The 21,010-nt window shown below is 67.0% G+C and carries 9 protein-coding genes; 4 read left to right on the top strand and 5 right to left on the bottom strand.

The window, feature by feature from the left end:
• Position 1: 1 nt before the first annotated feature.
• The 4 genes from ACFFRH_RS10925 to ACFFRH_RS10910 all read right to left on the bottom strand — a co-directional run bounded on the left by ACFFRH_RS10925 (position 2) and on the right by ACFFRH_RS10910 (position 3,994).
• Entirely contained in the window at positions 2 to 862 is an 861-nt protein-coding gene (locus tag ACFFRH_RS10925) for a protein phosphatase 2C domain-containing protein (RefSeq protein ID WP_386156010.1), read from the bottom strand.
• 131 nt (positions 863 to 993) lie between these two features.
• The gene (locus ACFFRH_RS10920) at positions 994 to 1,662 is read right to left on the bottom strand and encodes a vWA domain-containing protein (RefSeq protein ID WP_344742624.1); all 669 of its coding nucleotides are present in this window, start codon (positions 1,660 to 1,662) and stop codon (positions 994 to 996) included.
• An 11-nt stretch (positions 1,663 to 1,673) separates the two neighbouring features.
• The gene (locus tag ACFFRH_RS10915) at positions 1,674 to 2,210 is read right to left on the bottom strand and encodes a hypothetical protein (protein WP_344742622.1); all 537 of its coding nucleotides are present in this window, start codon (positions 2,208 to 2,210) and stop codon (positions 1,674 to 1,676) included.
• Complete coding sequence (locus tag ACFFRH_RS10910) at positions 2,210 to 3,994, bottom strand: methyl-accepting chemotaxis protein (RefSeq protein ID WP_344742621.1); 1,785 nt, start codon at positions 3,992 to 3,994, stop codon at positions 2,210 to 2,212. The genes ACFFRH_RS10915 and ACFFRH_RS10910 overlap by 1 nt, the downstream gene beginning before the upstream one ends.
• Before the next feature lie 583 nt (positions 3,995 to 4,577).
• Here ACFFRH_RS10910 and ACFFRH_RS10905 point away from each other — a divergent pair.
• From ACFFRH_RS10905 to ACFFRH_RS10895, 3 genes are read left to right on the top strand one after another with little or no spacing between them, the layout of a single operon-like run.
• The gene (locus ACFFRH_RS10905) at positions 4,578 to 5,600 is read left to right on the top strand and encodes a serine/threonine-protein kinase (protein ID WP_386156007.1); all 1,023 of its coding nucleotides are present in this window, start codon (positions 4,578 to 4,580) and stop codon (positions 5,598 to 5,600) included.
• 10 nt (positions 5,601 to 5,610) lie between these two features.
• Positions 5,611 to 8,412, top strand: a complete 2,802-nt coding sequence (locus ACFFRH_RS10900; protein ID WP_386156005.1) for a helicase-related protein — start codon at positions 5,611 to 5,613, stop codon at positions 8,410 to 8,412.
• The gene (locus tag ACFFRH_RS10895) at positions 8,409 to 13,667 is read left to right on the top strand and encodes a class I SAM-dependent DNA methyltransferase (RefSeq protein ID WP_386156002.1); all 5,259 of its coding nucleotides are present in this window, start codon (positions 8,409 to 8,411) and stop codon (positions 13,665 to 13,667) included. The genes ACFFRH_RS10900 and ACFFRH_RS10895 overlap by 4 nt, the downstream gene beginning before the upstream one ends.
• Before the next feature lie 193 nt (positions 13,668 to 13,860).
• Here the strand turns inward: ACFFRH_RS10895 and ACFFRH_RS10890 are convergent, their stop codons facing one another.
• The gene (locus tag ACFFRH_RS10890) at positions 13,861 to 14,427 is read right to left on the bottom strand and encodes a hypothetical protein (RefSeq protein WP_386156000.1); all 567 of its coding nucleotides are present in this window, start codon (positions 14,425 to 14,427) and stop codon (positions 13,861 to 13,863) included.
• A 45-nt stretch (positions 14,428 to 14,472) separates the two neighbouring features.
• Between ACFFRH_RS10890 and ACFFRH_RS10885 the strand changes: the two genes are divergently transcribed.
• Positions 14,473 to 21,009, top strand: coding sequence for a DEAD/DEAH box helicase family protein (locus tag ACFFRH_RS10885; protein WP_344748649.1), 6,537 nt, complete (start codon positions 14,473 to 14,475; stop codon positions 21,007 to 21,009).
• Position 21,010 lies beyond the last annotated feature (1 nt).

Raw genomic sequence — 21,010 nt, 5'->3', positions numbered from 1 at the left:
CTCAGACTCTCCAGACGCAGATCGCCGTACGGTCGTCGTCGTAGCTTTTGGCACGGAAGCTCGACTGCCAGAAGAACTCCGGCAGAGAGGGCGGCTCCGCCTGGCTCCACCACGCCGAGAGCTGCTCACCGACTTCGCTGTTCCGGGTCAGTGGTGTGGAGATGCCGTCCGTGCAGAGCAGCAGCATGTCACCGGGTTCGAGGTAGGCGGTCGTGACCTCGACCTGTCCGGTGTGACCGGGAAGCGCGTGGGTCGCCGAGTCGACGACCGTCTCCTCGCTCTTCTTCCCGAAGCACTCCTCCCAGGTGCCCTCGCGCAGGAGGAACGCCGTGCTGTCACCAACTCGCATGAGGCGGACGCGATGCGGAGAGGTGTCCATGCCCTGGTCGATGACGGCGGCGAGAAACGTGGTACTCAACGCGTCCGCCGACACTTTGTACTGCGCGGCCTGCTTGCTGATCTCATCGGCGATGCTGTCGATGAGATACCCCGCCGCGTTTTGGAGGTCGGGGTACGCCCGGAGATCGGCGATGTTCCGGTAGGCGGACTCACACGCCAGGGAGGCTCCCGCGTGAGACAGTTCCTTGCTGCCGAGCCCGTCGGCGACACAGGCCAGTAGCTGGGCCTCGCCGGTCTGCCACAGCCCCATCGCGTCCTGACGAGGGGTGCCGTAGTAGCGGTGTGCGTCTCCTCGGATGGAGGCGGCCCGTACGATCAGTCCGGGCAGCGTGGCGCCGTCCAGCGCAGTGTCCGGACATCCGAGGTGGCCGGGATGGGGGGCCGGTAGTCCGCCGGGGTCCGAGTCCAGCATCGGCCGCCGGCCGATGACCAGCGGCTCCGGAATCACCGGGATCGACGTCACAGGTTCGGAGAGTGCCGGGGGCGGCGTCGGTGATTCGGGGAGCGCTGGGACCGGCGCGGTCAGTTCGGCTTGTGCGCTTCCGTGCGACTGCTCCACGTGAGGGGTTCCTCTGAGGCTTGGTTGGGGCGGGATCAGACGGGTTCGGCGGCCAGCACCGTGTAGCCCTTGGCCTGTTCGGGAAAGGCCATCAGCGCGCCGTTCGACGAATTGGCGGAGGCGACCGCCGACTGGACCACGGAGTTGAGCAGTTGCCGGGCGAACTCGCGGAGCGCCTGGGCGGGCGACACATCGCCGTCGGCGATGAAGGCTCTGAAGGTGGCCACCTGCTTCAGCGTCGCGGGCTGAACCTCACCGAAGCCGAAGGCCAGTATGGTCGGGCGGGCTCTGAAGTCGGGGCTGATCAGCCGCTGGTGGGCGGCATACCAGTCGTCCGTGGGCTGGCCGTCGGTGAGGAAGAAGACGGTAGGGCGGAACGGGGCGTGTCCGGCCTGCTTGAGCTCCCTGATGTCCTGCTCAATGGTGGCGCGGAGCAGCGAGAACGCGGCGCCGTAGTTGGTGACGCCCCGGGGGGTCAGCTGCGCGAACGACTGGACCTCGTTGAGGTCGGCGAGGGGGAGCAGCACTTCGGCGCTCGTGCTGAATCCGATGAGACCGAGCCGGGTCTTGTCGGCGACCACCGGGTTGCTGGCAATCTCCTGGTAGATGTTCGGGAGTTCCTGGTTGATGGCGTCCAACGGAGCACCCTGCATCGAGTAGGACTCGTCGCAGACCAGATAGAAGGGAAGTACTTGCTCACCCATCAGGTGGATCCTCAGTTCTCGGGAGTAGGGGCGCAGCCGTCCGTCACGAAGTAGACCTCCATGGAGATCGACCCGCTGGGGGCGGAGAGGTCGTGGAAGTTACGGGTCGCCGCGGTCCGGAAGATGTTCGGGTAGGTCTTGGGCAGGGCCGTGTTGACCCGGGTGGCCAGGCGGACCCCCTCACCGGCGGCGCCGTTGGCGCCGAAGGTCAGGACCATGCCGGCGTGCCGACCGGCCAGGTGTTTCCTGTGCTTGAGGAGTTCCTTCCTCACCTTCGCGGCGAGCGCGCCGTCGCCGGCTCCAGGGTTCACCCGAAATGTGATCTTGGTTGGTCTGGCACCGACGCCGCCGATGCGGGTCGCGCAGGGAGACGGCGTTGGTGATGGAGTGGGAGTCGGGGTACCGGTGCCCTCTCCGGCCACCGGTACGACGGGCCGCGGAGGTGGTGCCTGGGCTCCCAGCATGATGATCGTAAGGCCGAGCAGCAGGTCGGCGAAGAGCCAGCCTGCCAGCAGGATCGGCGTGGATCTCCGGCGTCGGGTGGCCATCACAGGCCCCTCGGTGAGGAACCGAAAGCAGAGCCGGGGACGGGAGTGGGAGGAGAGGTGTCGCCGGAGGCGGAGGTCTCAACCGCCTCGGCCGCCCGGTCCACCGCCGACTGCAGGCGGCTGATCGCGTGCCCCAGCTCGGCGAAGTCGCCTCCTGAGATCTCCTTCACCCGGACCGGCAGCTCGGCCAGGACCGTGGAGATCGCGGCAGGGAGCCGGTCGAGGGAGTCGTGCGTCTGCTCCAGGAGGGCGATCGTCCGGCCCGAGGTGTCGGAGACCATCTCGATCCGGGAGGCGTGGGCGTGCGCGGTGCTGGACCAGTCCCCGAGGGCTTCACGGATCTCCGTACCGGTGTCTCCGAACGTTCGGCGAAACTCGGCGGCCGTGACGACGAGGGAGTCGGTGACCTGTCCGCCGATGAGACCGACGGCTTTCTCCGTTGCCGCGCCGACCGAGTCGATCGAGAGGGCCGCGCGGTTGACCGCGCCTTCGATCCCCGCGGTGGTGGTGACGAGTTCGCCGACGCGGGAGTCGAGGTCGGTAATGGTGCCCTGGACGGATTTCATGGAGCGGGTGAGTTCGCCGTTGAAGGTGTCCTTCATGGTGGTGGTAGCGGTGACCAGTTCGCCGACGCGGGAGTCGAGGTCGGTGACGGTGCCCTGGACGGATTTCATGGAGCGGGTGAGGCCGTCGTTCAGGGTGTCCTTCATGCTCCCGGCGGCGGCGACCAGTTCGCCGATGGTGCTCTGGACGGACCCGGCCGATCGTTGCAGTTCCTCGACGAACGCGTGTCGCATGTCGAGGGTGGTCTGCGTGATGGCCGCGGCCAGCTGGTCCCCGACGTTGGCGACGGCTTGACCGGTGCTGGAGCCGACGGCGTCGATCGAGGCCGAAGCCTGTTCCACCGCCGCGCTCACGTCGTCGTAAGCGATGTTGACGGCCGCCAGGTGGGTGCGGAGGGCCGCCATGGTCTCCCGCACGTCCGACGCGCCGTTGGTCAGCGTTTCGGTGGTCTGCTGGGTGGCTTGCCAGGTCCGGGAGAGGGCGTCGACCAGTTCGGTCTGTGCTTTGCTCACTGCCTCACCGACACGGTTGATCTCGGCCACCGTCTTGGTCAGCTCGGCCCCGAACCGGGCAGGAGAGGAGAGCCGGACCTGACCGAGCAGCAGGCTCGCCCTGGTCAGCGCCCGGCGAAGCCGGGCACGGAGGAGTGCCAGATCATGTTCGGAGGTGTCGCCCCTGCGCTCCTCACTGTTTCGGGTGACGTTCTCGAAAACGGTCCAGGAGATGAGCAGGGCAATCGCCGCGAGCGTGCACAGGGCGATGTTGTCGAATTTGAAGAACGCATTCAGCCGACCGTCGAAGCCCTGCTGCCACATCTCAAGAAAGGGCTGCCGGGCGGCCTCGGAGCCGTCGGCCTGGAGAACCTTGCCGTACGCCTCCGTGGCCTGCCTCAACCCCAGCCAGGTGATGAAGATCGGGGCGAACACCAGGAAGGAACTCAGGAAGATGCTGGTCCAGCGGAAGGTCTTCTTTCGCTTCGTCTCCGCCGGTTCTCTGCTCGGGACGATGCTGTCCTCGGGCGAGAAGGCGGCGAACAGGTCGACCTCACACCAGCGCTCGGCCTCGTCGGAGTCGGTGATCGCACGTGCGAGGTCACTCAACTCGGCTTCACGGGCCGCAAGGCGGGGATCGGCGGCGAGTTCACGTAGCTCAGTGGCAAGCTCGTGCTTCCTCACGTACAACCACCACCCTTTCGATAATAAATTTGGACATTTCTCCATAAAGACGACTTAATGCCTTGTGTGGGCATGCGTGCGACTATATGAAGCATGCGACGCTTCTGTAACGGACGCATCAGAAAGAAGTGGGGTTTACCATCTCAGTGGCCTGAGACGAGAACGAGACAAGGGCTCGGAATGTGTCGAATGCGCCCCAAGGTGCGACGGTTGCCGACACCAACGATTGTTCTGTCGACGGCAACGTGTCGCCCCGGGGTGGCGGGGAGATGAGGTTTCCAGGCTGTCGGGTCGTGGCAGGGGTCGCTATGTGTCCTCTGTGCGTCAATCTGTGAACTTAGCACACGGGATAAAGTCTTGTGACTAATCCTTGATTTGTGTATCGTCACTGGCTGACAGACCTCGTTCACGTCTGGCTGATCGCGGCTCAAGCCGCGACGATCCCCTCGGAGGGTGTGTGCTGCCTGTGCTGACGCGTGATCCATGCGCGTTGGCGATAGTGCACCGCCCAGCGTGGGGGAGAGGAATAACGATCTGTGCGCGGATCTCTTATTTCGAAGTGCGCCATTTTCGCGTGTGTGATGGGGTCATAGCCTGGCCGGACGGTCGTTCTGCAATCTTGAGGCAGGTGCGAGTGGACCCCCTGGACCGTTCCGATCCCAAACGCATCGGCGACATCACGTTGCACGGACGGCTCGGGGCCGGTGGCATGGGCCGAGTCTTCTATGGCCTGACACCGGACTACGAGCAGGTCGCCGTCAAGGTCATTCGTGAGGACCTGGCCGGCCGAGCCGAGGTGCGGGCCCGCTTCGCCAGGGAGATCGACGCGCTCCGCACGGTTCAGGGAGCGGGCGTCGCGGGGCTCGTCGACGCCTCCGAGGAGGAGGACGAGCAGCCGTGGCTCGCGGTCGAGTACGTCCGAGGGTTGAGCCTGAAGGAGTTCGTCGAGTCGCACGGCACGCTCGCCGTCGATGACGCGGCCGTCCTCGGCGTTCTTCTCGCCGGCGCGCTCGGAGACATTCACCGGGCCGGCCTGTTCCACCGGGATCTCAAGCCCGGCAACGTGCTGATGGGCAGGGAGGGGCCCAAGCTCATCGATCTCGGGCTGGTCGCCTTCGCGGACGGCCCGTCGGACCTTACGACGTCGGAGTCGACGCTCGGCACACCCGCCTGCATGTCACCCGAGCAGGCCAACACCCCCAAGAACGTCACGTCGGCGACGGACGTCTACGCCCTGGGCGCGACTCTGCTGTTCGCGCTGACCAAGCACTATCCCTACGACGCGCCAAACCTCGCGGCGCTGTTCGTGCGGATCGTCAACCCCGAGATCGCCCCGAACCTCGACGGGCTTCCCGCCGCGTTCGAACCGATCGTCGCCGCGATGCTCGCGCACGATCCGGCGGCACGCCCAGAACTCGCGCAGGCGACGGCATGGCTCTCCGATCTGGCGACCGGCGACGGGACGCTCCTTCCGGCGGCTACTCGCAGACTGGCGGTGGCGACTTACATGGAGCGAGTATCCGACCCTCCGGAGATCGAGCCACCGCTTCCCAGAAGGCGCGATCTCAGTCAGGTGATCGTCCCCGGCTCCGTCGTCGCCCTGCTCGCCGCACGCCTGCGCGACGCCTACGCTTCTAACGCCCGTTTCTAAGAGGAGAGCCGTGACCGAGACCCAGTATCCGCCAGGTGCCCGGATCGAGGTCCGCGACGCCGAGTGGATCGTCCGCACCTGTGAGGTCAGAGGTGGCGGGCAGCGGATCACCGCGATCGGCGCGTCGGAGTTCGTCCGCGACGAGGACGCGGTGTTCTTCACCGAATTCGACACCGTCGAGCTGATGCGTCCCGAGGACACGATCCTGGAGCAGGACGAGACACCCCGTTTCGCCAAGAGCCGCCTCTTCCTGGAGGCCGTCCTGCGCAGGACGCCGCTGCCCCAGACGGAGAAGGGCCTCGCGCTGTCCGACCGTTTCCTGCTCGACCCGCTGCCCTACCAGCGGCGCCCGGCCGAGCTGGCGCTGAGAGGGCTCCGGCCGCGCATCCTGCTCGCCGACGTGGTCGGCCTGGGCAAGACACTGGAGATCGGGCTCATCCTGGCCGAGCTGATCCGCCGAGGCCGGGGCGAACGGATTCTCGTGGTCACCCCGCAGCAGGTGCTTGAACAGTTCCAGCACGAGCTGTGGACCCGGTTCTCCATCCCGCTGATCCGCCTCGACTCGGTCGGCATCGAGCGCATCCAGCGGCAGATCCCCGCCGGCCGCAACCCGTTCACCTACTACAAGCGGATCATCGTCTCGATCGACACCCTCAAGAACCAGGGAAAGTACGGCCAGCACCTGGAGAAGATGCACTGGGACGCGGTCGTCATCGACGAGTCGCACAACCTGATCGGCGAGAACAGCTTCCGCAACCGCCTGGCCAAGCTGCTGGCCCGCAACACCGACGCGCTGCTGCTGGCGAGCGCCACCCCGCACAACGGCGAGCCGAAGTCCTTCGCCGAGCTGATCCGGATGCTCGACCCGGCCGCGATCGCCGACGACACCCGCTACTCGGCGCGCGACATCGACCACCTCTACCTGCGCCGTACGAAGATCAACCCCGAGGTACGCGACCAGATGGGGAGCAAGTGGCCCGACCGGGGGCCCTCGGTCCCGGTCCACTGCCCGGCGACCGGCGCCGAGGAGAAGATCTTCGAGGAGCTCACCCAGGTCTGGCTGGCCGGAGACCAGCGAGCCGGCGGGCCGGTGGTCGACGCGAAGAACCGGCTCTTCCCCTATACGTTGCTCAAGTCCTTCCTCTCCTCACACGTCGCCCTCGCCAGCACGGTGAGCAAGCGGTTGAAGAACGCCAAGGAGACCCGTGAGATCGACGCGCTGAAGACCCTGCGCGATCTCACGGCGCGGATGAGCGACGACGACTCGGCCAAGCTCGCCACCCTGGTCACCCGGTTGAGGGAGATCGGCGTCGGCCCGCGCAGCGAGACCCGGGTCGTGGTCTTCTCCGAGAGCGTGCCCACCCTGGAGTGGCTGCGCAAGGTCGTCCCGGCGAAGCTGGGGCTGAAGGACGACGCGATCGACGTCATGCACGGCGGCTTCTCCGACACCCAGCAGCAGGAGATCGTCGAGCGGTTCTCGCTCTCCGACAGCAAGGTGCGCGTCCTGCTCACCGGCGACGTCGCCTCCGAGGGCGTCAACCTGCACCGGCAGTGCCATCAGCTGATCCACTACGACGTGCCGTGGAGCCTGATCCGGATCGAGCAGCGCAACGGCCGTATCGACCGCTACGGGCAGGAGAACCAGCCGAAGTTCGGCGCGCTGATCCTCACCTCCGAGGTCGAGGGGGCGAAGGACGACCGGACCGTGGCCGAGAAGCTGCTGACCAAGGAGTCGGCGGCCCACCAGAGCCTGGGCACCGCCGAGGCCGTCACCGGTGAATATCGCGCCGAGCGCGAGGAGCGCCGTCTCATCCAGGACCTGCTCGACGGAAAGAGCGTGGAGGAGTCGCTGGAGTCGCACGCGGCCGACGACTTCCTCGCCGACTTCTTCAACGAGGAGAAGAGCCTGGAGAGCACGCTCCCCCCCGAATCGCCGAAAGCGAAGGTGCCGCAGCTATTCGACAGCACTGAGGAGTTCGTCCACGAGTCCATCAGGACGCTCAAGCTCCTCGACGGCATGGAGGACGACGGCGAGATGCTCGCCTTCGAACCGCCGAAGGACCTGATCCACCGGCTCTCCGTGCTGCCCTCCTCCTACCTGCGCACCCATGACGTCAGGAAGCGGATGAAGGTCACCTTCAGCCGTGCGCTCGCCCAGCGCAAGCTCGACGAGGCCCGTAAGACCAAGACCATGTGGCCGGACATCGCCTACCTGTCCGACCTGCACCCGATGGTCGACTGGCTGACCGACAAGGTCCTCGTCCGGCTCGGCCGCAAGAAGGCGCCGGTCATCACCGCCGAGGTGGACGAGCCCGTCTTCCTCATCCAGGGCATCTACTCCAACAGGCGCGGTCGGCCCACGGTCGTGGAGTGGATGGCGGTCAGCGGACCGCCCGAGGCGCTTGTCGTACGGGACGACGAGATGGTCGAGGTCCTCAAGGCGGCCAAGGTCGGACCCGGAATGATCAACACGGGTCGGCAGCTGGATCTCGGGCCGCTCCAGCAGCTGGTGAAGCCCGCCGTCGAGGTCGCGCGCACCCACCTGGAGGAGCGCCGCGCCCGCTACGACGCGGAGGTGGTCGCGCCGCTGAACGCCTACCGTGCCCAGCTCTCCGACTGGCAGCAGCTGACACTCGACGGCGTGCACGTCTCGCAGCGTGGCCGCAGGGAGGCCGACGTGCGCCAGACCGTCACCGAGCAGGAGCAGCTCCTCGAATCCCTGCAGACCACCGGCGAACCGCTGCTCCGCGTTCTCGCCGTACTTACTCCTATGCCGGACTCGGCCGTGACCAGGCAGGACGGGCAGCGATGAGCTTCGACTCGATAGTCAACCGCGGCGACTACTTCTCGGCGCACTACCTGGCCGAGGTGCTGCCCAAGGACCTGAAGAAGGCCGGTGGCCTGCTCGCCCGCTGGAGCGAGGACGAGAAGGCCGACCGCGTCACACCGCGCCGGGGTCTGCGCGAGCTGCGTAAGCCGTACTTCGCCGACCGCCCGTTCTTCGCCGACGTCGACGCGCGGCTGCGCGAGGGCGAACTCATCGGCCCCGACGACATGGCCGAGTGGCGCAAGGAGCTGGACGAGCTGCACGGCGACGTGCTGCGCGCCCTCGGGTTCGCCGCGCAGCCGCGCGAGCTCACCGTGGAGCGGGCGGGCCGGGAACACGCCGTCCCGGTGGCGTACGCCGACCAGCACCTGGTCGCCGTCGAGTGCGGCTGGGCCGCCGAGGTGGACGCCGCCCTCGACGACGAGCGGGCGGGCCTGCTGGCGGCACCGATCCGGCTGGACGGCGCCGAGCAACTGGTCTCGGGCACCAAGCTGGCGTCCTGGCTGTTCGCCGCCGACACCCCGCCGCGTTACGTGCTGATCCTCGCCGGTGGTGTGGCGGTCTTGGCCGACCGGGCCACCTGGGGTGAGGGCCGCTACCTGGCCGTCAGCCTCGACGTGGCGCTGGGCCGGAACAACCCGGCCGAGCTGGAGGTCATCGCCGCGCTCTTCGGCGCCGACTCGCTGCTGCCTCCGGAGGAGGGCGGCTCCGAGCCGCTGGCCGAGCTGCTGACGAACTCGCGCAACCACGCGGTCGGCGTCTCCACCGAGCTGCGCAAGGGGCTGAAGGACTCCGTCGAGCTGATCGCCAACGAGGTGCTCAACCGGATCCGCCAGGCCGAGATGCGCCTTGAGGACGGCACGACCCGCGCGGTGCGGCCCGAGGACATCATGGAGCCGGGCGCGCTCGCAAAGGAGCTGGGCAAGGAGTCACTGCGCTACCTCTACCGGATCCTGTTCCTGCTGTACGCCGAGGCCCGCCCGGAGCTGGGCATCCTGCCGACCGACGACGAGGACTACGGCCGCGGCTACAGCCTGTCCCGGCTGGGCGATCTCGTGGTTCGCGACCTGACCGGCGAGGAGGCACGTAACTCCTTCCACCTGTACGAGTCGCTCGACCTGCTCTTCCGCCTGGTCAACGGCGACAACCCGAAGCTGGGGGAGCCTTCGGTTCCCCGCGGCTCGGAGGACACCGACGGTTCACGGCACTCCGAGGGGTCCGCGGTTCCCGCCGGGGAAGGCCTGAGGTTCGAGCCGCTCCGCGCCGACCTGTTCAACCCGGAGAAGACCAGGCTGATCGGCCGGGCCGCGCTCACCGTGCCCGGCTACGACGAGGACGACCCGACCGCGCCGAAGATCGACACTCGGCTCAGGAACGCGACGCTGCACCGGGTGCTCCAGGCCCTCATGCTCACCAAGGGACGGCGCAAGGAGCGGGGAGGGTTCATCTCCTACGCCCAGCTCGGCATCAACCAGCTCGGCGCGGTGTACGAGGGCCTGATGTCCTACACCGGCTTCATCTCCACCGAGGAACTGTACGAGGTCGCGAAGAACGGCGACCCCCACGGCGGTACCTGGACGATCCCCGCCTCCAAGGTCGACGACTACCCCGAGGACGTCTTCGTCCGCCGGGTGGACGAAGACGGCCACAAAACCGATGAGTACATGAGGTACGTCAAGGGCTCGTTCGTCTACCGGCTCGCCGGTCGTGACCGGGAGACCAGCGCCTCCTACTACACGCCCGAGTCGCTCACCCAGGTCACCGTCGAACTCGCTCTGAAACACCGCCTCGACCAGGACGGCACGGTCACCCCGGCCCGCGAGATCCTGAGCTGGAAGATCTGCGAGCCCGCCCTCGGGTCGGGAGCCTTCCTCAACGAGGCCATCAACCAGGTGTCGGCCGAGTATCTACGCCGCCGACAGCAGGAACTCGGCGTCTCGATCGACCCGGAGCGGTACGAGGAGGAGCTGCAGCGGGTCAAGGCTTACGTCGCGCTGCACAACTCCTACGGCGTCGACCTCAACGAGACCGCCATCGAGCTGGCCGAGGTCTCCGTCTGGCTCAACGTGATGCACCCGGGACTGCAGGCCCCCTGGTTCGGCCTGCACCTGCGCCACGGCAACTCCCTCATCGGCGCAGGCCGCCGGGTCTACGACGCCGCGCGGTTGACCAAGGGGGAGTGGCTCAAGTCGGCCCCCGAGGACCTGCCGTTCTCGGCGGGGAAGCTGCCGTCGGGGAAGGTCCACCACTTCCTGCTGCCCGCAGAGGGCTGGGGCGCGGTCGCCGGAGCCAAGGAGGCCCGCGAGCTGGCTCCGGTCGAGGCCAAGAAGCTGGCCGACTGGCGCAAGAAGATGCGCGCCAAGGTCTCCGACAAGAAGAGGCAGGGGCAGAAGCTCACCCAGCTCCAGCGCCTCCAGGCCCTGTCCGGCCGCGCCGAGTATCTCTGGGACCTGGTCATCCAGCGATTGACCATCTCCGAACGCGAGATCAGCCGCAAGATCGACGTCTGGGGCGCCGACTGGATCGACCAGCCCGCCAACGCCGTCACCAAGGAGAAGGTCCTTGGCGACCTGATCGCCCCCGGCACACCGTACTGGCGGCTGAAGAAGGTGATGGACGCCTGGTGCGCGCTGTGGTTCTGGCCCCTCGACCGTGCTGGCCTGTTGGACGGTTCCGATGACGTCTACGCCCGGCTCGCTCCGCCCATCATCACCCCGGAGCCGGCACGTCCCGCCGCGACGGATGATTCTCTGGTACGTCCCGCCGCGACCAACGGTCCTTCCGACGCGATCCACGAGACGCTTCCGGCGATCGAGGAGACGATCGGCTTCCGCGTCCGCAAGCAGGAGGCCCTTTTCGCCACCGGCGACGAGCAGCTTGATCTGGTCAGCGTGGCCCACGAGCTCAAGGAGGCCAGGGCCACCCGCCCGAAGCCCGCGCCCAAGCGCCCGCCCCTCACCCCCCTCCGTCAGGTGATCCCCCTGGCCGACCTCGACGACTGGCTCGACTTCGCCGAGGCTTTGCTGGGCCGGGTGGACATCGACCACGGCGACACCGAGCAGCGCAAGGGTCTCACCACGGTCTTCACCGCGCTGGACGACATGGAGCACCACGAAGACGACATTGTCTTCTGGATGCGGATGGAATCCCCCGCCAAAATCGCCGAACGCTTTCCGTGGCTCCAGGCCGTAGAAGACATTGCGGAGCGGCAGGGTTTCTTTCACTGGGAGCTTCAGTTTTCTCAAGTTTTCAATGGAGGCGGTTTTGATCTCCAGGTTGGCAACCCGCCATGGGTTCGCCCTCGTTGGGAAGAAGCTTCTGTTTTGGCGGAGTTGGAACCGTGGTTTAAGCTCACAGAAAAGCCCCCCATTTTGGATTGGCGGCGACGCAAAGCAGATGTGCTCGCTACTGCTTCTGCTGGGTGGTTTTTTCTTGGCGAATTGGCCTCGCAGGTGGGTACAACAGTTTTCTATGGGTCACCTGTCACGTATGAGCTGCTAAGTGGGACTCAACCTGATCTCTATCGGGCATTCATGATTCGCGCCTGGGCGAACATCGGTCCACGCGGAACTATTGGATTACTCCACCCCGATACCCATTTCGTGGGCGACAAGGAGCGGAGGTTGCGTGCGGCTGCTTACGCACGTCTTCGTGTGCATGCTGATTTCGTCAACGCCGGAAATCGATTCTTTCCTCCGCCGGTGAATCGGAGTAGCCATTTTGGGCTTCATGTGTATGGTAATCGACAGAAGATTGACTTTGCTCACCTGAGCTGGCTCTTCCATACTGCTACTCTCACAGAGTCGCTCACGCTAAAGGAGAATCAACTTCGCGAAGGATCCGAGTTGCCAGGTGTGAGGTATTTAGGAGATTGGGATCTACGTCCACACCGTGCTCGTGTTGTTCAGGTTAATCAAGGCATACTTAAGACATGGAAGGCGATTTCAGGAAACTCGGAAATTCCGTCGGAAGAAGCCAAGCTGCTTTATCCGGTGACCGTAGAGGAGCAGGAGGCGATCATCCGCCTCGGTCGGATAAGGCGCCGACTGGCAGCGTTTAAGCCGAGAATTAGCCGCGGTTATGACGAGGCGAACGCGAAGAAGGATGGCCTGATTCGGTGGGGCATCAGTATGCCAGATAATTGGTCGGAGATCATTCTGAAGGGGCCGCAGTTCTCAGTGGCGACACCCTTTTTTAAGCAGCCTCCGGACACTGGTACTGGGTCCAGGCCTCAGGATCTCACTCTACTTCCGGTGGGCGAGATCCCTGGTACGAACTACCGTCGTGCTACTGATGTGGAGACCTACCGAGCTGCCCAAGATGATTGGGGAGGTAGGAAATGTACTGATTTCTACCGGCTCGCTTGGCGTCGTATGATTCCTTTCGACACCGAGCGATCGCTATTTGCTGCGCTAATTCCGCCTGGCCCGGCGCATATCGATGCGGTTCACACTCTTGCAGCGCAAGATAATCGGGGTACTGTACTTGCGGCAGGATTCTGGGCTTCCTTGCCGCTTGATTACTTCCTCCGAATTACAGGACGGTCAGATCTCCGCATTGGTGAAGCGCCGACACTGCCAGCGGGTGATCCGCAGCATCCGCTGGCCTCCGCGTTGCTGTTACGAACGCTCCGGCTCAACTGCCTCACCGAGGCATATGCTGAGCTCTGGGCCGAGCTGTACGACCCTAAATGGGTCGGTAGAAATATTGCCAATGATTTGCGGGCCGATATTTCCGAAGAAGTGAAGGCTCCTGCTGGGAACTGGGCGTTTTCTTGGCCAGGACTAGCTAAGCTTGCCGATCCGAGAATCATCGGTCCCGAATGGACGGCAACTACTCCGCTGCGCACCGAATGGGAACGCCGTGCAGCTCTCGTCGAGTTGGATGCCCTGGTCGCAGTTTGGCTCGGGCTAACTGCCGAACAGCTCGTTGCGATCTACAGCGCTCGGTTCCCGATCCTCTTCGACTACGAGCAGGAAATCTACTTCGACGCGAATGGTCGAAAGGTCGCGGGAAACTGGAACACCTTCGGTCATGGCCAGACCAAGGAGCACTTCGAGCAGCTCATGGCTCATCTCGATCCCGAGATCAACGGCCCCGTCCCCGACGGTTACACCGCCCCCTTCTACAAAGCCGATCGCGAAGCCGAGTATCGCCAGGCCCATGCCGTCTTTTCAAAGCGGCTCCGTCAGTCCGGCTGGCAGGCGTCGGCCTTACCTGAGGGCGAGGGCACCGCGTGACGAGATCCGCAGGTCTGGCGGTTGGTCAAGGAATGGCATTCTCGGCGGTGTTGCAGAGTGACTCCGCCTGCGGAAACTGCTTGACAGGGCTGTCGGTGCGGCTACGATGGGTGCTGCATGGCTCACTCGGGGTCATGAAGTGGAGCCGGGTTAACCTCCGCAGGTGGTGGCCCGGCTTTCGCGTCTCATCAGGTCATGCGGGTTCGCAGCCAACATACGAAAGCATCTCTCCCAGCCCCTGTGTTGTGGGGTCCTTGTCGAGAGCAAGCGCTTTGGCCGTGCTGCTGACGATCACATCCGCCACCCAGAGAAGCGGCTCCTTCGCGAACGGGGCATGGCTGTATTCGAAGCGTGCGGGACGGCCCGCCAGTCCGCCGAGAACCTTGCGATCGTGCCGGTCCTGGTTCGTCTCACGCTGTGCCAGCACGATCCAGCGGGCTTCGCTGGGTAGTTGCTGCACCAGCCAGGTGAGGGCTCGGGCGCGTGCGGCCTCCTTGCGCTTGGGGCGCTCGAAGCGGCAGCCATACACCCGGGCCGAGATCGGCAGCGACCCGATCTCGCGGATCAGCGCGGTGCGGGTCTGCTTGTCCTCCTGTGACCAGTGCGGTGTGCGAGCGGTGGGGATCAGGGCGCAAAGCCGCTTTCTGACGTCCTCTGTGACGGCGGGGTCCGCGAGCACCAGTCCGACCGCGTACAGGCGGGCGTCGGTATGGATCGACTCGTCGATGAAACCCGTCAGGGGGAATTCGAGGGGATGCACAGGGTCATCATTTCGTAACGCAACGGAGCGAGGCGGCTGCTTTCCATGAAACCGACGTTGGCGGCCGACGAACTGCAGCGGAGTCTGACGCAGTACCTCACGACCACCTTCGCGCTCGCGGAGAAACCGGTCCGTGACGCGCTGGAGCGGTTCCTCAACCATTCCGAGCAGGGCATCTTCCGCGGTCCTTACCTGCGGATTCGCACTCCGTTCCGTGCCGCCGACCAAGGTTGGAAAGACCATCTGGAATGGGTGCCGCCCGGTGACTGGACGCCGTACCGGCACCAGGCGCAGGCGTTCCGGCGGCTTAGCACGCTGAACAAGGCGGCCGAGCCGACGCTGATCACCACCGGGACCGGCTCGGGCAAGACCGAGTCGTTCCTGGTCCCAGTGCTCGACCACTGCCGGAGGCGGAAGTCGAGCGGCAGGCGCGGGGTGAAGGCGGTGCTGCTCTATCCGATGAACGCGCTCGCCACCGACCAGGCTCACCGGCTCAACGACTATCTCCAGCAGGCCGGCCTGCACGACGTGACCGGCGCGCTCTACATCGGGGATACCCCCGAGGTCGGCTATCCGAGGGTGATGACCCAGCGGGCGGAGATCCGCAGGAACCCGCCGGACATCCTGATCACCAACTACAAGATGCTCGACCTGCTGCTGCAGCGGGCCGACGACCTGCCGCTCTGGAACGACGCCGAGCTGGCGTACGTGGTGGTCGACGAGTTCCACACCTATGACGGCGCGCAGGGTACCGACGTCGCGATGCTGCTGCGGCGGCTCGCCTCGGCCACCGGGCACTCCCGGCCCGGCAGGCCGCTCGGTGACATCTGCCCGGTCGCCACCTCCGCCACCCTCGGAGAAGGCGGCGACAGCGCGGTCATCAGGGAGGTCGCCGAGCAGGTCTTCGGCACCCCGTTCCCCGAGGACGCCGTTGTCGGGGAGGACCGGCTCACCGCCGAGGAGTTCGTCGGCGATATCGACGTCACGCTGCCGCTGCCCGATGTGCAGGAGCTGGCGGCTTTCCCCGATCCGCTCAGAGATCCGGCCGCGATGGAGCTGATCAGCGCGGCCGTCACGGGGAAGAGGGGCCTCAGCTCGCAGGAGCTGGGCGGGATCCTGCGGCAGCACATCCTCACCCAGGCGGTGCTCGACCTGCTCAGCGACGGCCCGTCGACACCGGCCGAAATGCTCGAATTGCTGCCCCGCAGGGGCGCGTACAACTGGGGCTCGGCCATCCGCCAGGCGCCCGCCCAGGCGGCCACCGCACTTGCCCGGTTCGTGGCGCTGCTCTCGCACGCCCGCGACCCGGAGAGTCCGGAAGGCCCAGAGGACCAGAAGCGGCCGTTCCTGCACATCGAGACCCACATCTGGGTGCGGGCCGTCTCCCGGCTGCTCAGGTTGGTCAACCACACTTCGGCCTTCGCCTGGATCGGCGAGCCGGCCGTGCTGGACACCGACTCGACGTTCGACGTGCTGGGCAAGACCCTGCTGCCCTCGATCTACTGCCGCCACTGCGGACGGTCGGGCTGGGCCGCCTACTCGCCGGAGCGGGACCCGGCGGAGCTGGTCACCAGCCCGGAGAAGATCTATCGCGCCGCCGTCGGGTCGGAGAAGAAGCGCGTCCGTCCGCTGATCATGGCCACCCAGGGCGAGGCCGAGGGGCAGGTCCGGGATCTGGCGATCATGGACGGCGAGCGGGTCCGTCCCGTCGATCCGGCGAGGGACCGGTACGGCGAGGGCGACGTCGTCTTCGTCCTCACCAACCTGGCCACCACGTCCGAGGCGAACAACGCCGCCGAGCAGGACCACTGCCCGGCCTGCGGGATGGACCAGGGCATCCGCTTCCTGGGCGCCGGCCTGGCCTCGCTGGCCTCGGTGGCCGTCACCCAGCTCTTCGCGGGCAACCAGCTGGAGGCCAAACAGCGCAAGACGCTGCTCTTCAACGACTCGGTGCAGGACGCCGCCCATCGGGCGGGTTTCGTGTCCAACCGGTCGTACGCCTTCTCACTGCGGCGGCTGCTGACCACCCGGCTCGATCCCGGCACACCGATCCTGCTCAACGACCTGGTCGCGGACCTGGCCGCGGTGGCGAGCGCGGAGGACGTGCTGCCCTCGGTGGTCCCGCCCGACCTGCACGACCGGCCGGAGATCGACGCGATCCTGGCGCGGGAGACCGCCGGGTCTCCGAAGGCGTGGGATCTCATCGGCGAGCGGCTCGCGTTCGCCACCATCATGGAGCTCGGCCTGCGCTCCCGGCAGGGCCGCACGCTGGAGCTGACCCGTACGGCGGCGGCCGAGGTGGTGCTGGGCGATCCGATGAAGATCGCCGCTCTGGCGCGTGACCTGCACGTCAACATGCCCGGGATGGTCGAGCTCGCTTCCGACGACCGCTATCTCGTCTACGTCCGGGGTCTGCTGGAACGGCTGCGCTACCGCGGTGCGATCAAGCACGTATGGCTGGACAAATGGATCGGCAACGCCGGAAGCAGCAGGTACAACGCGATCTGGGGAAGGCGTCCGGAAGGGATGCCCGCGTTCCCCAGGGGGCTGTCCGCGCCGATGTTCCTGCTCGACCGGCAGAAGCGGAAGTCGGAGTTCGACAGGATCGACGCCGACCAGGGCTGGTACCAAGACTGGACCACCCGCTGCCTCGGCCTCGAACGCGGTACCGCCGGCCTTTACCTCTCCCGGCTGCTGCCGACGCTGGCCGGTGAGAGTGTGATCTCCGTACGGCCGGCTGATGACGGCGCGACCAAGGTGTACGGGCTGCAGCCGGGGCACATCCAGATCCGCCTGCTGGAGAAAGCCCAGGTCAACGATGCCGGGATCGGCTGCGACCGGTGCGCCTGGGAGCAGACCGTCCACCCCGAGATCCTCGACGACTGGTACGGCCAGCCGTGCCCGCGCTACCGCTGCGGCGGTCACCTGACCGACCGGGGCAGTCAGAACTACCAGCTCGACTACTACCGGCGGCTCTACCTCGCCCAGGGCGGCGAGGGCGCCTTCCGCGTGGTCACCGCCGAGCACACCGGAGCACTGACCCGAAGCCAGCGCGAGCAGGTCGAGCAGCGCTTCCGTGACGGCGACCGCTACAGCGACCCGAACGTGCTCTCCTGCACGCCCACCCTGGAGCTGGGCATCGACATCGGCGACCTGTCGGCGGTGATTCTCGCCTCGCTGCCGCCGGGCCCGGCGAACTACGTGCAGCGAGCCGGTCGCGCGGGCCGCCGAAGCGGCAACGCGTTCCTGGTCACCATGGTCGGGCGGTCCCCGCGTGACCTCTACTTCCTCGACGAGCCGCGTGACATGATCGACGGTGAGATCGTGCCGCCCGGCAGTTACCTGTCGGCCGTGGAGATCCTGCACCGCCAGTACACCGCCCACCTGGTCGACCTGTGCGCCAGGGGAGGGCTCGACGGTGTGCCGCCGCTGCCCAGGCTGGCCTCGGCGCTGTTCGGCGAGACCGGCTGGCTCGCCGGGTTCACCACGGCGGCCCTCGCGGTGGGCGACACGGCGGTGCGGGGGTTCCTCGACCTGTTCGGCACGGCGCTCACCCCCGAGGCGGTCGCCGACCTGCGCCGGTTCGCGACCGAGGACCTGGAACGGGTCGTCGCGGAGGCGACCGAGTCGTGGCGGCAGCGCCTCGCCGACCTGCGGGACCGAATCAGTGTCATCGACAGCGCGATCGAGGCGCTGGTGGAGTCCGACCCCGTCCAGCGCGCCCAGAAACGGGCGCTGACCGCCGAGCGGCGGGCGGTGGCCAAGCGCATCGGCGAGCTCGGCAGGGAGAACGCTCAGGGCGCGCTCGTCGAGCTCGGGTTGCTGCCGAACTACTCCCTGATCGACTCGACCACCACCCTGGAGGCGACGATCACCTGGGAGGAGGAGGTCGAGGGAGGAAAGCGATATCACAGCGAGGTGCGGGAGTATCAGCGCCCGGCCCGGCTGGCGCTCACCGAGCTGGCTCCCGGCAACTCCTTCTACGTGCGCGGCTACCAGCACGAGGTGACGGGCCTGGACATCGGCACCTCGTCGCGCCAGGCCTGGGAGCGGTGGCGGGTCTGCCCCGGCTGCGGTTACGTGCGGACCACGCTCGCCGCCGAGGACACGAGCCCCTGCCCGCGCTGCGACGGCCGCGACATCGGCGAACTGGGCTCTCTGTACGACGTGCTGCGCCCGACCCGGGTGACCTCGCACGACCGGCGCGACGACGCCCAGATCCGTGACGACCACGATGACCGGCAGCGCCGCTACTACGAGACGGCCGTCGCGGTGGACATCGAGCCCGCCGACATCGCGCCGGGATCGTGGCGGCACCGGAAGGTGGTGTTCGGCCTCGACTTCACCCGCAAGGCGGTCGTCCGCCGGTTCAACCTGGGCGCCACCCGCTACGACCGGCCCGCCACCGACCGGTTCGCCGGGGAGGACGTCCGGCTCAACCCCTTCCACACCTGTCCGGCCTGCGGCGGTACGACCGTGGACGGGCCGCCGACGGCATACCGGCAGGACGCGCTGGTCGCGAGTTCGTACACCGACCCCGGCCGCAAGCACCACCGGCCCTGGTGTTTCCATCGGCGGGACGCGGAGGATGTCGAGCACCTCCGGCTGCTCCTCGCGCACGAGTTGCGCACCGAGGCGCTGCGCGTCCTGCTCCCGGTCGCCACGCTGCTGATCGAGGAACGGATGGCCTCCTTCGAGGCCGCGCTGATGGCGGGGGTGGCCGCCAGGTACGGAGGCGACCCCGACCACCTCGCCGTCGTCACCGCGACCATGCCCGACCAGGAGACCGGCCGTCGCCGTCGCTTCCTGGTGTTGCATGACACGCTGCCCGGCGGCACCGGATACCTGCATCGCCTCTCCTCTCCCGAGGGTTTCCGCGAGGTGCTCGAAGCGGCGCTGCGGATCGTGGAGGAGTGCTCCTGCAAGGAGGATCATCGCAAGGCGGCCTGCCATCGCTGCCTGCTCTCACACGTGCCGGGTTCCAAGTACGACAAGGTCAGCCGGGCCGAGGCGCTCGTCATGTTGCGTGAACTGCTCGATACCTGGGAGCCCGCGACGGTCGCCACCACCGACGCGATCTCGCTCTGGGACCAGGTGGAGAGCGAGCTGGAGGCCAGGTTCCTCGGCGGCCTGCAGTCCTGGGCCCGCCGTACGGACACGCCGGGCACGCTGGGCATGGCCGGTGTGCTGAATGACAAGAAGACCGCGGACCTGCGCATCGAGGGCCCTGACGGCTCGATCGTGCACTGGCAGATGATCCTGCAGAACACCATCAAGGGCACCCGCCCCGACGTGCTGTTCCGGCGACTGGACGACACGCCGCTGGAGGTCGCGGTCTATCTCGACGGCTACGCCTACCACGCCTCACTGGAGAAGAACCGGCTGGCGGGCGACGCCGCGAAGAGGGCCAGGCTGCGCGCGGCCGGACGCGTGGTCTTCCAGTTCACCTGGGACGACATCGCCGCGTGGGAGGCGCGCGAACACGCGCCCTTCCTCAAGGGAGAACCGCCGCGTGCCCCCTACCTGGGCAACGCGCAGACCAGAGCGCGGCAGGTCTACCAGAAGGTCAGCTCAGGCAGGGATCCCGACGAGCTGGTCCGCACGGTGTGGGCCAACCCGGTCGACACGCTGCTCGCCTTCCTCGGTGACCCGCGGCCCGAGCTGTGGTTGCAGCGTGCCGAAGCCGCCACCGCCGGACTGATGGACCTGGCGAAGGGGCGGAGCCGCTCCGGCCCCGACGGTGTGCCGAAGAGGGTGACGGCCGCGCTCCGCGGGGCGCCACTACCGGCTCCGACCAGCGAGAAGATCATAACCATGCACGCCGTGGACGCTGCCGGCTGCCCGCTCGTCGTGGTGCTCGACGGGCGGGACAGCCAAAACTACAAATGGACCGCCTTCGCGCTGATCGACGACAGGAAAGAGACGATCAAGGCGGATCGGGAGGGTCACGAGAGGCGCTGGGCGGCCTGGCTCTACTGGGGCAACCTGCTGCAGTTTCTTGACGCGGGACCAGGAGAGGGGGGACAGCTCGCACTCACTGACCTGGACGCCTTCGACCCCTCACTGCTCGCGGTGGCCGGGGGCGAGGGGACCGCCTCCATGCTGAGCCTGTTGCCCCTCGAAGACGACGAGGGTGAGGCGACCGTTCCCGCGCACGTCGTACGACCTCCACGGGAGACCTCCCAGACCGAGACCGTTCCCTTCCCAAGGGTTCCTACCGCGCCGCAGCCCGAACGGATCGCAGAGAGCGGCGGCGCCGAGGGACCGGATCCACGCTGGGAGAAGATCTACGACGTGCTCGACCCCGGAGAGTCGGGTCTGGCCGCGTTCGCCCGCGAACTGGCCAGGCTGGAGATTCCCGCGCCCGCCTCCGACGAGGTGGGGTTCGAGCTGGGCGAGCAGGCCTGGCAGGCGGAGCTGGCCTGGCCCTCGGCCAGGGTGGCGATCGTGCTGGCCGGGGACGACGACGAGACGCACCGGCGGAACGCCGCCTTCGCGGCGGCCGGGTGGGATGTACGCGATGTGCGGGGCTGGAACCCGGAGGAGCTGGCCGAGCGCGTTCGTGCTGGAGACACCGGATGAG

This window comes from Streptosporangium vulgare (assembly GCF_042428775.1).
Classification (GTDB): domain Bacteria; phylum Actinomycetota; class Actinomycetes; order Streptosporangiales; family Streptosporangiaceae; genus Streptosporangium; species Streptosporangium vulgare.
This window is presented reverse-complemented; position numbering and strand designations above follow the sequence as displayed.

What these genes read in the sequence shown, in the direction of transcription:
- ACFFRH_RS10920 (WP_344742624.1), bottom strand. Translation starts at nt 1,662, where the DNA reads ATGGGTGAGCAAGTACTTCCCTTCTATCTGGTCTGCGACGAGTCCTAC.
- ACFFRH_RS10885 (WP_344748649.1), top strand. Translation starts at nt 14,473, where the DNA reads ATGAAACCGACGTTGGCGGCCGACGAACTGCAGCGGAGTCTGACGCAG.
- ACFFRH_RS10895 (WP_386156002.1), top strand. Translation starts at nt 8,409, where the DNA reads ATGAGCTTCGACTCGATAGTCAACCGCGGCGACTACTTCTCGGCGCAC.
- ACFFRH_RS10915 (WP_344742622.1), bottom strand. Translation starts at nt 2,210, where the DNA reads ATGGCCACCCGACGCCGGAGATCCACGCCGATCCTGCTGGCAGGCTGG.
- ACFFRH_RS10910 (WP_344742621.1), bottom strand. Translation starts at nt 3,994, where the DNA reads ATGGAGAAATGTCCAAATTTATTATCGAAAGGGTGGTGGTTGTACGTG.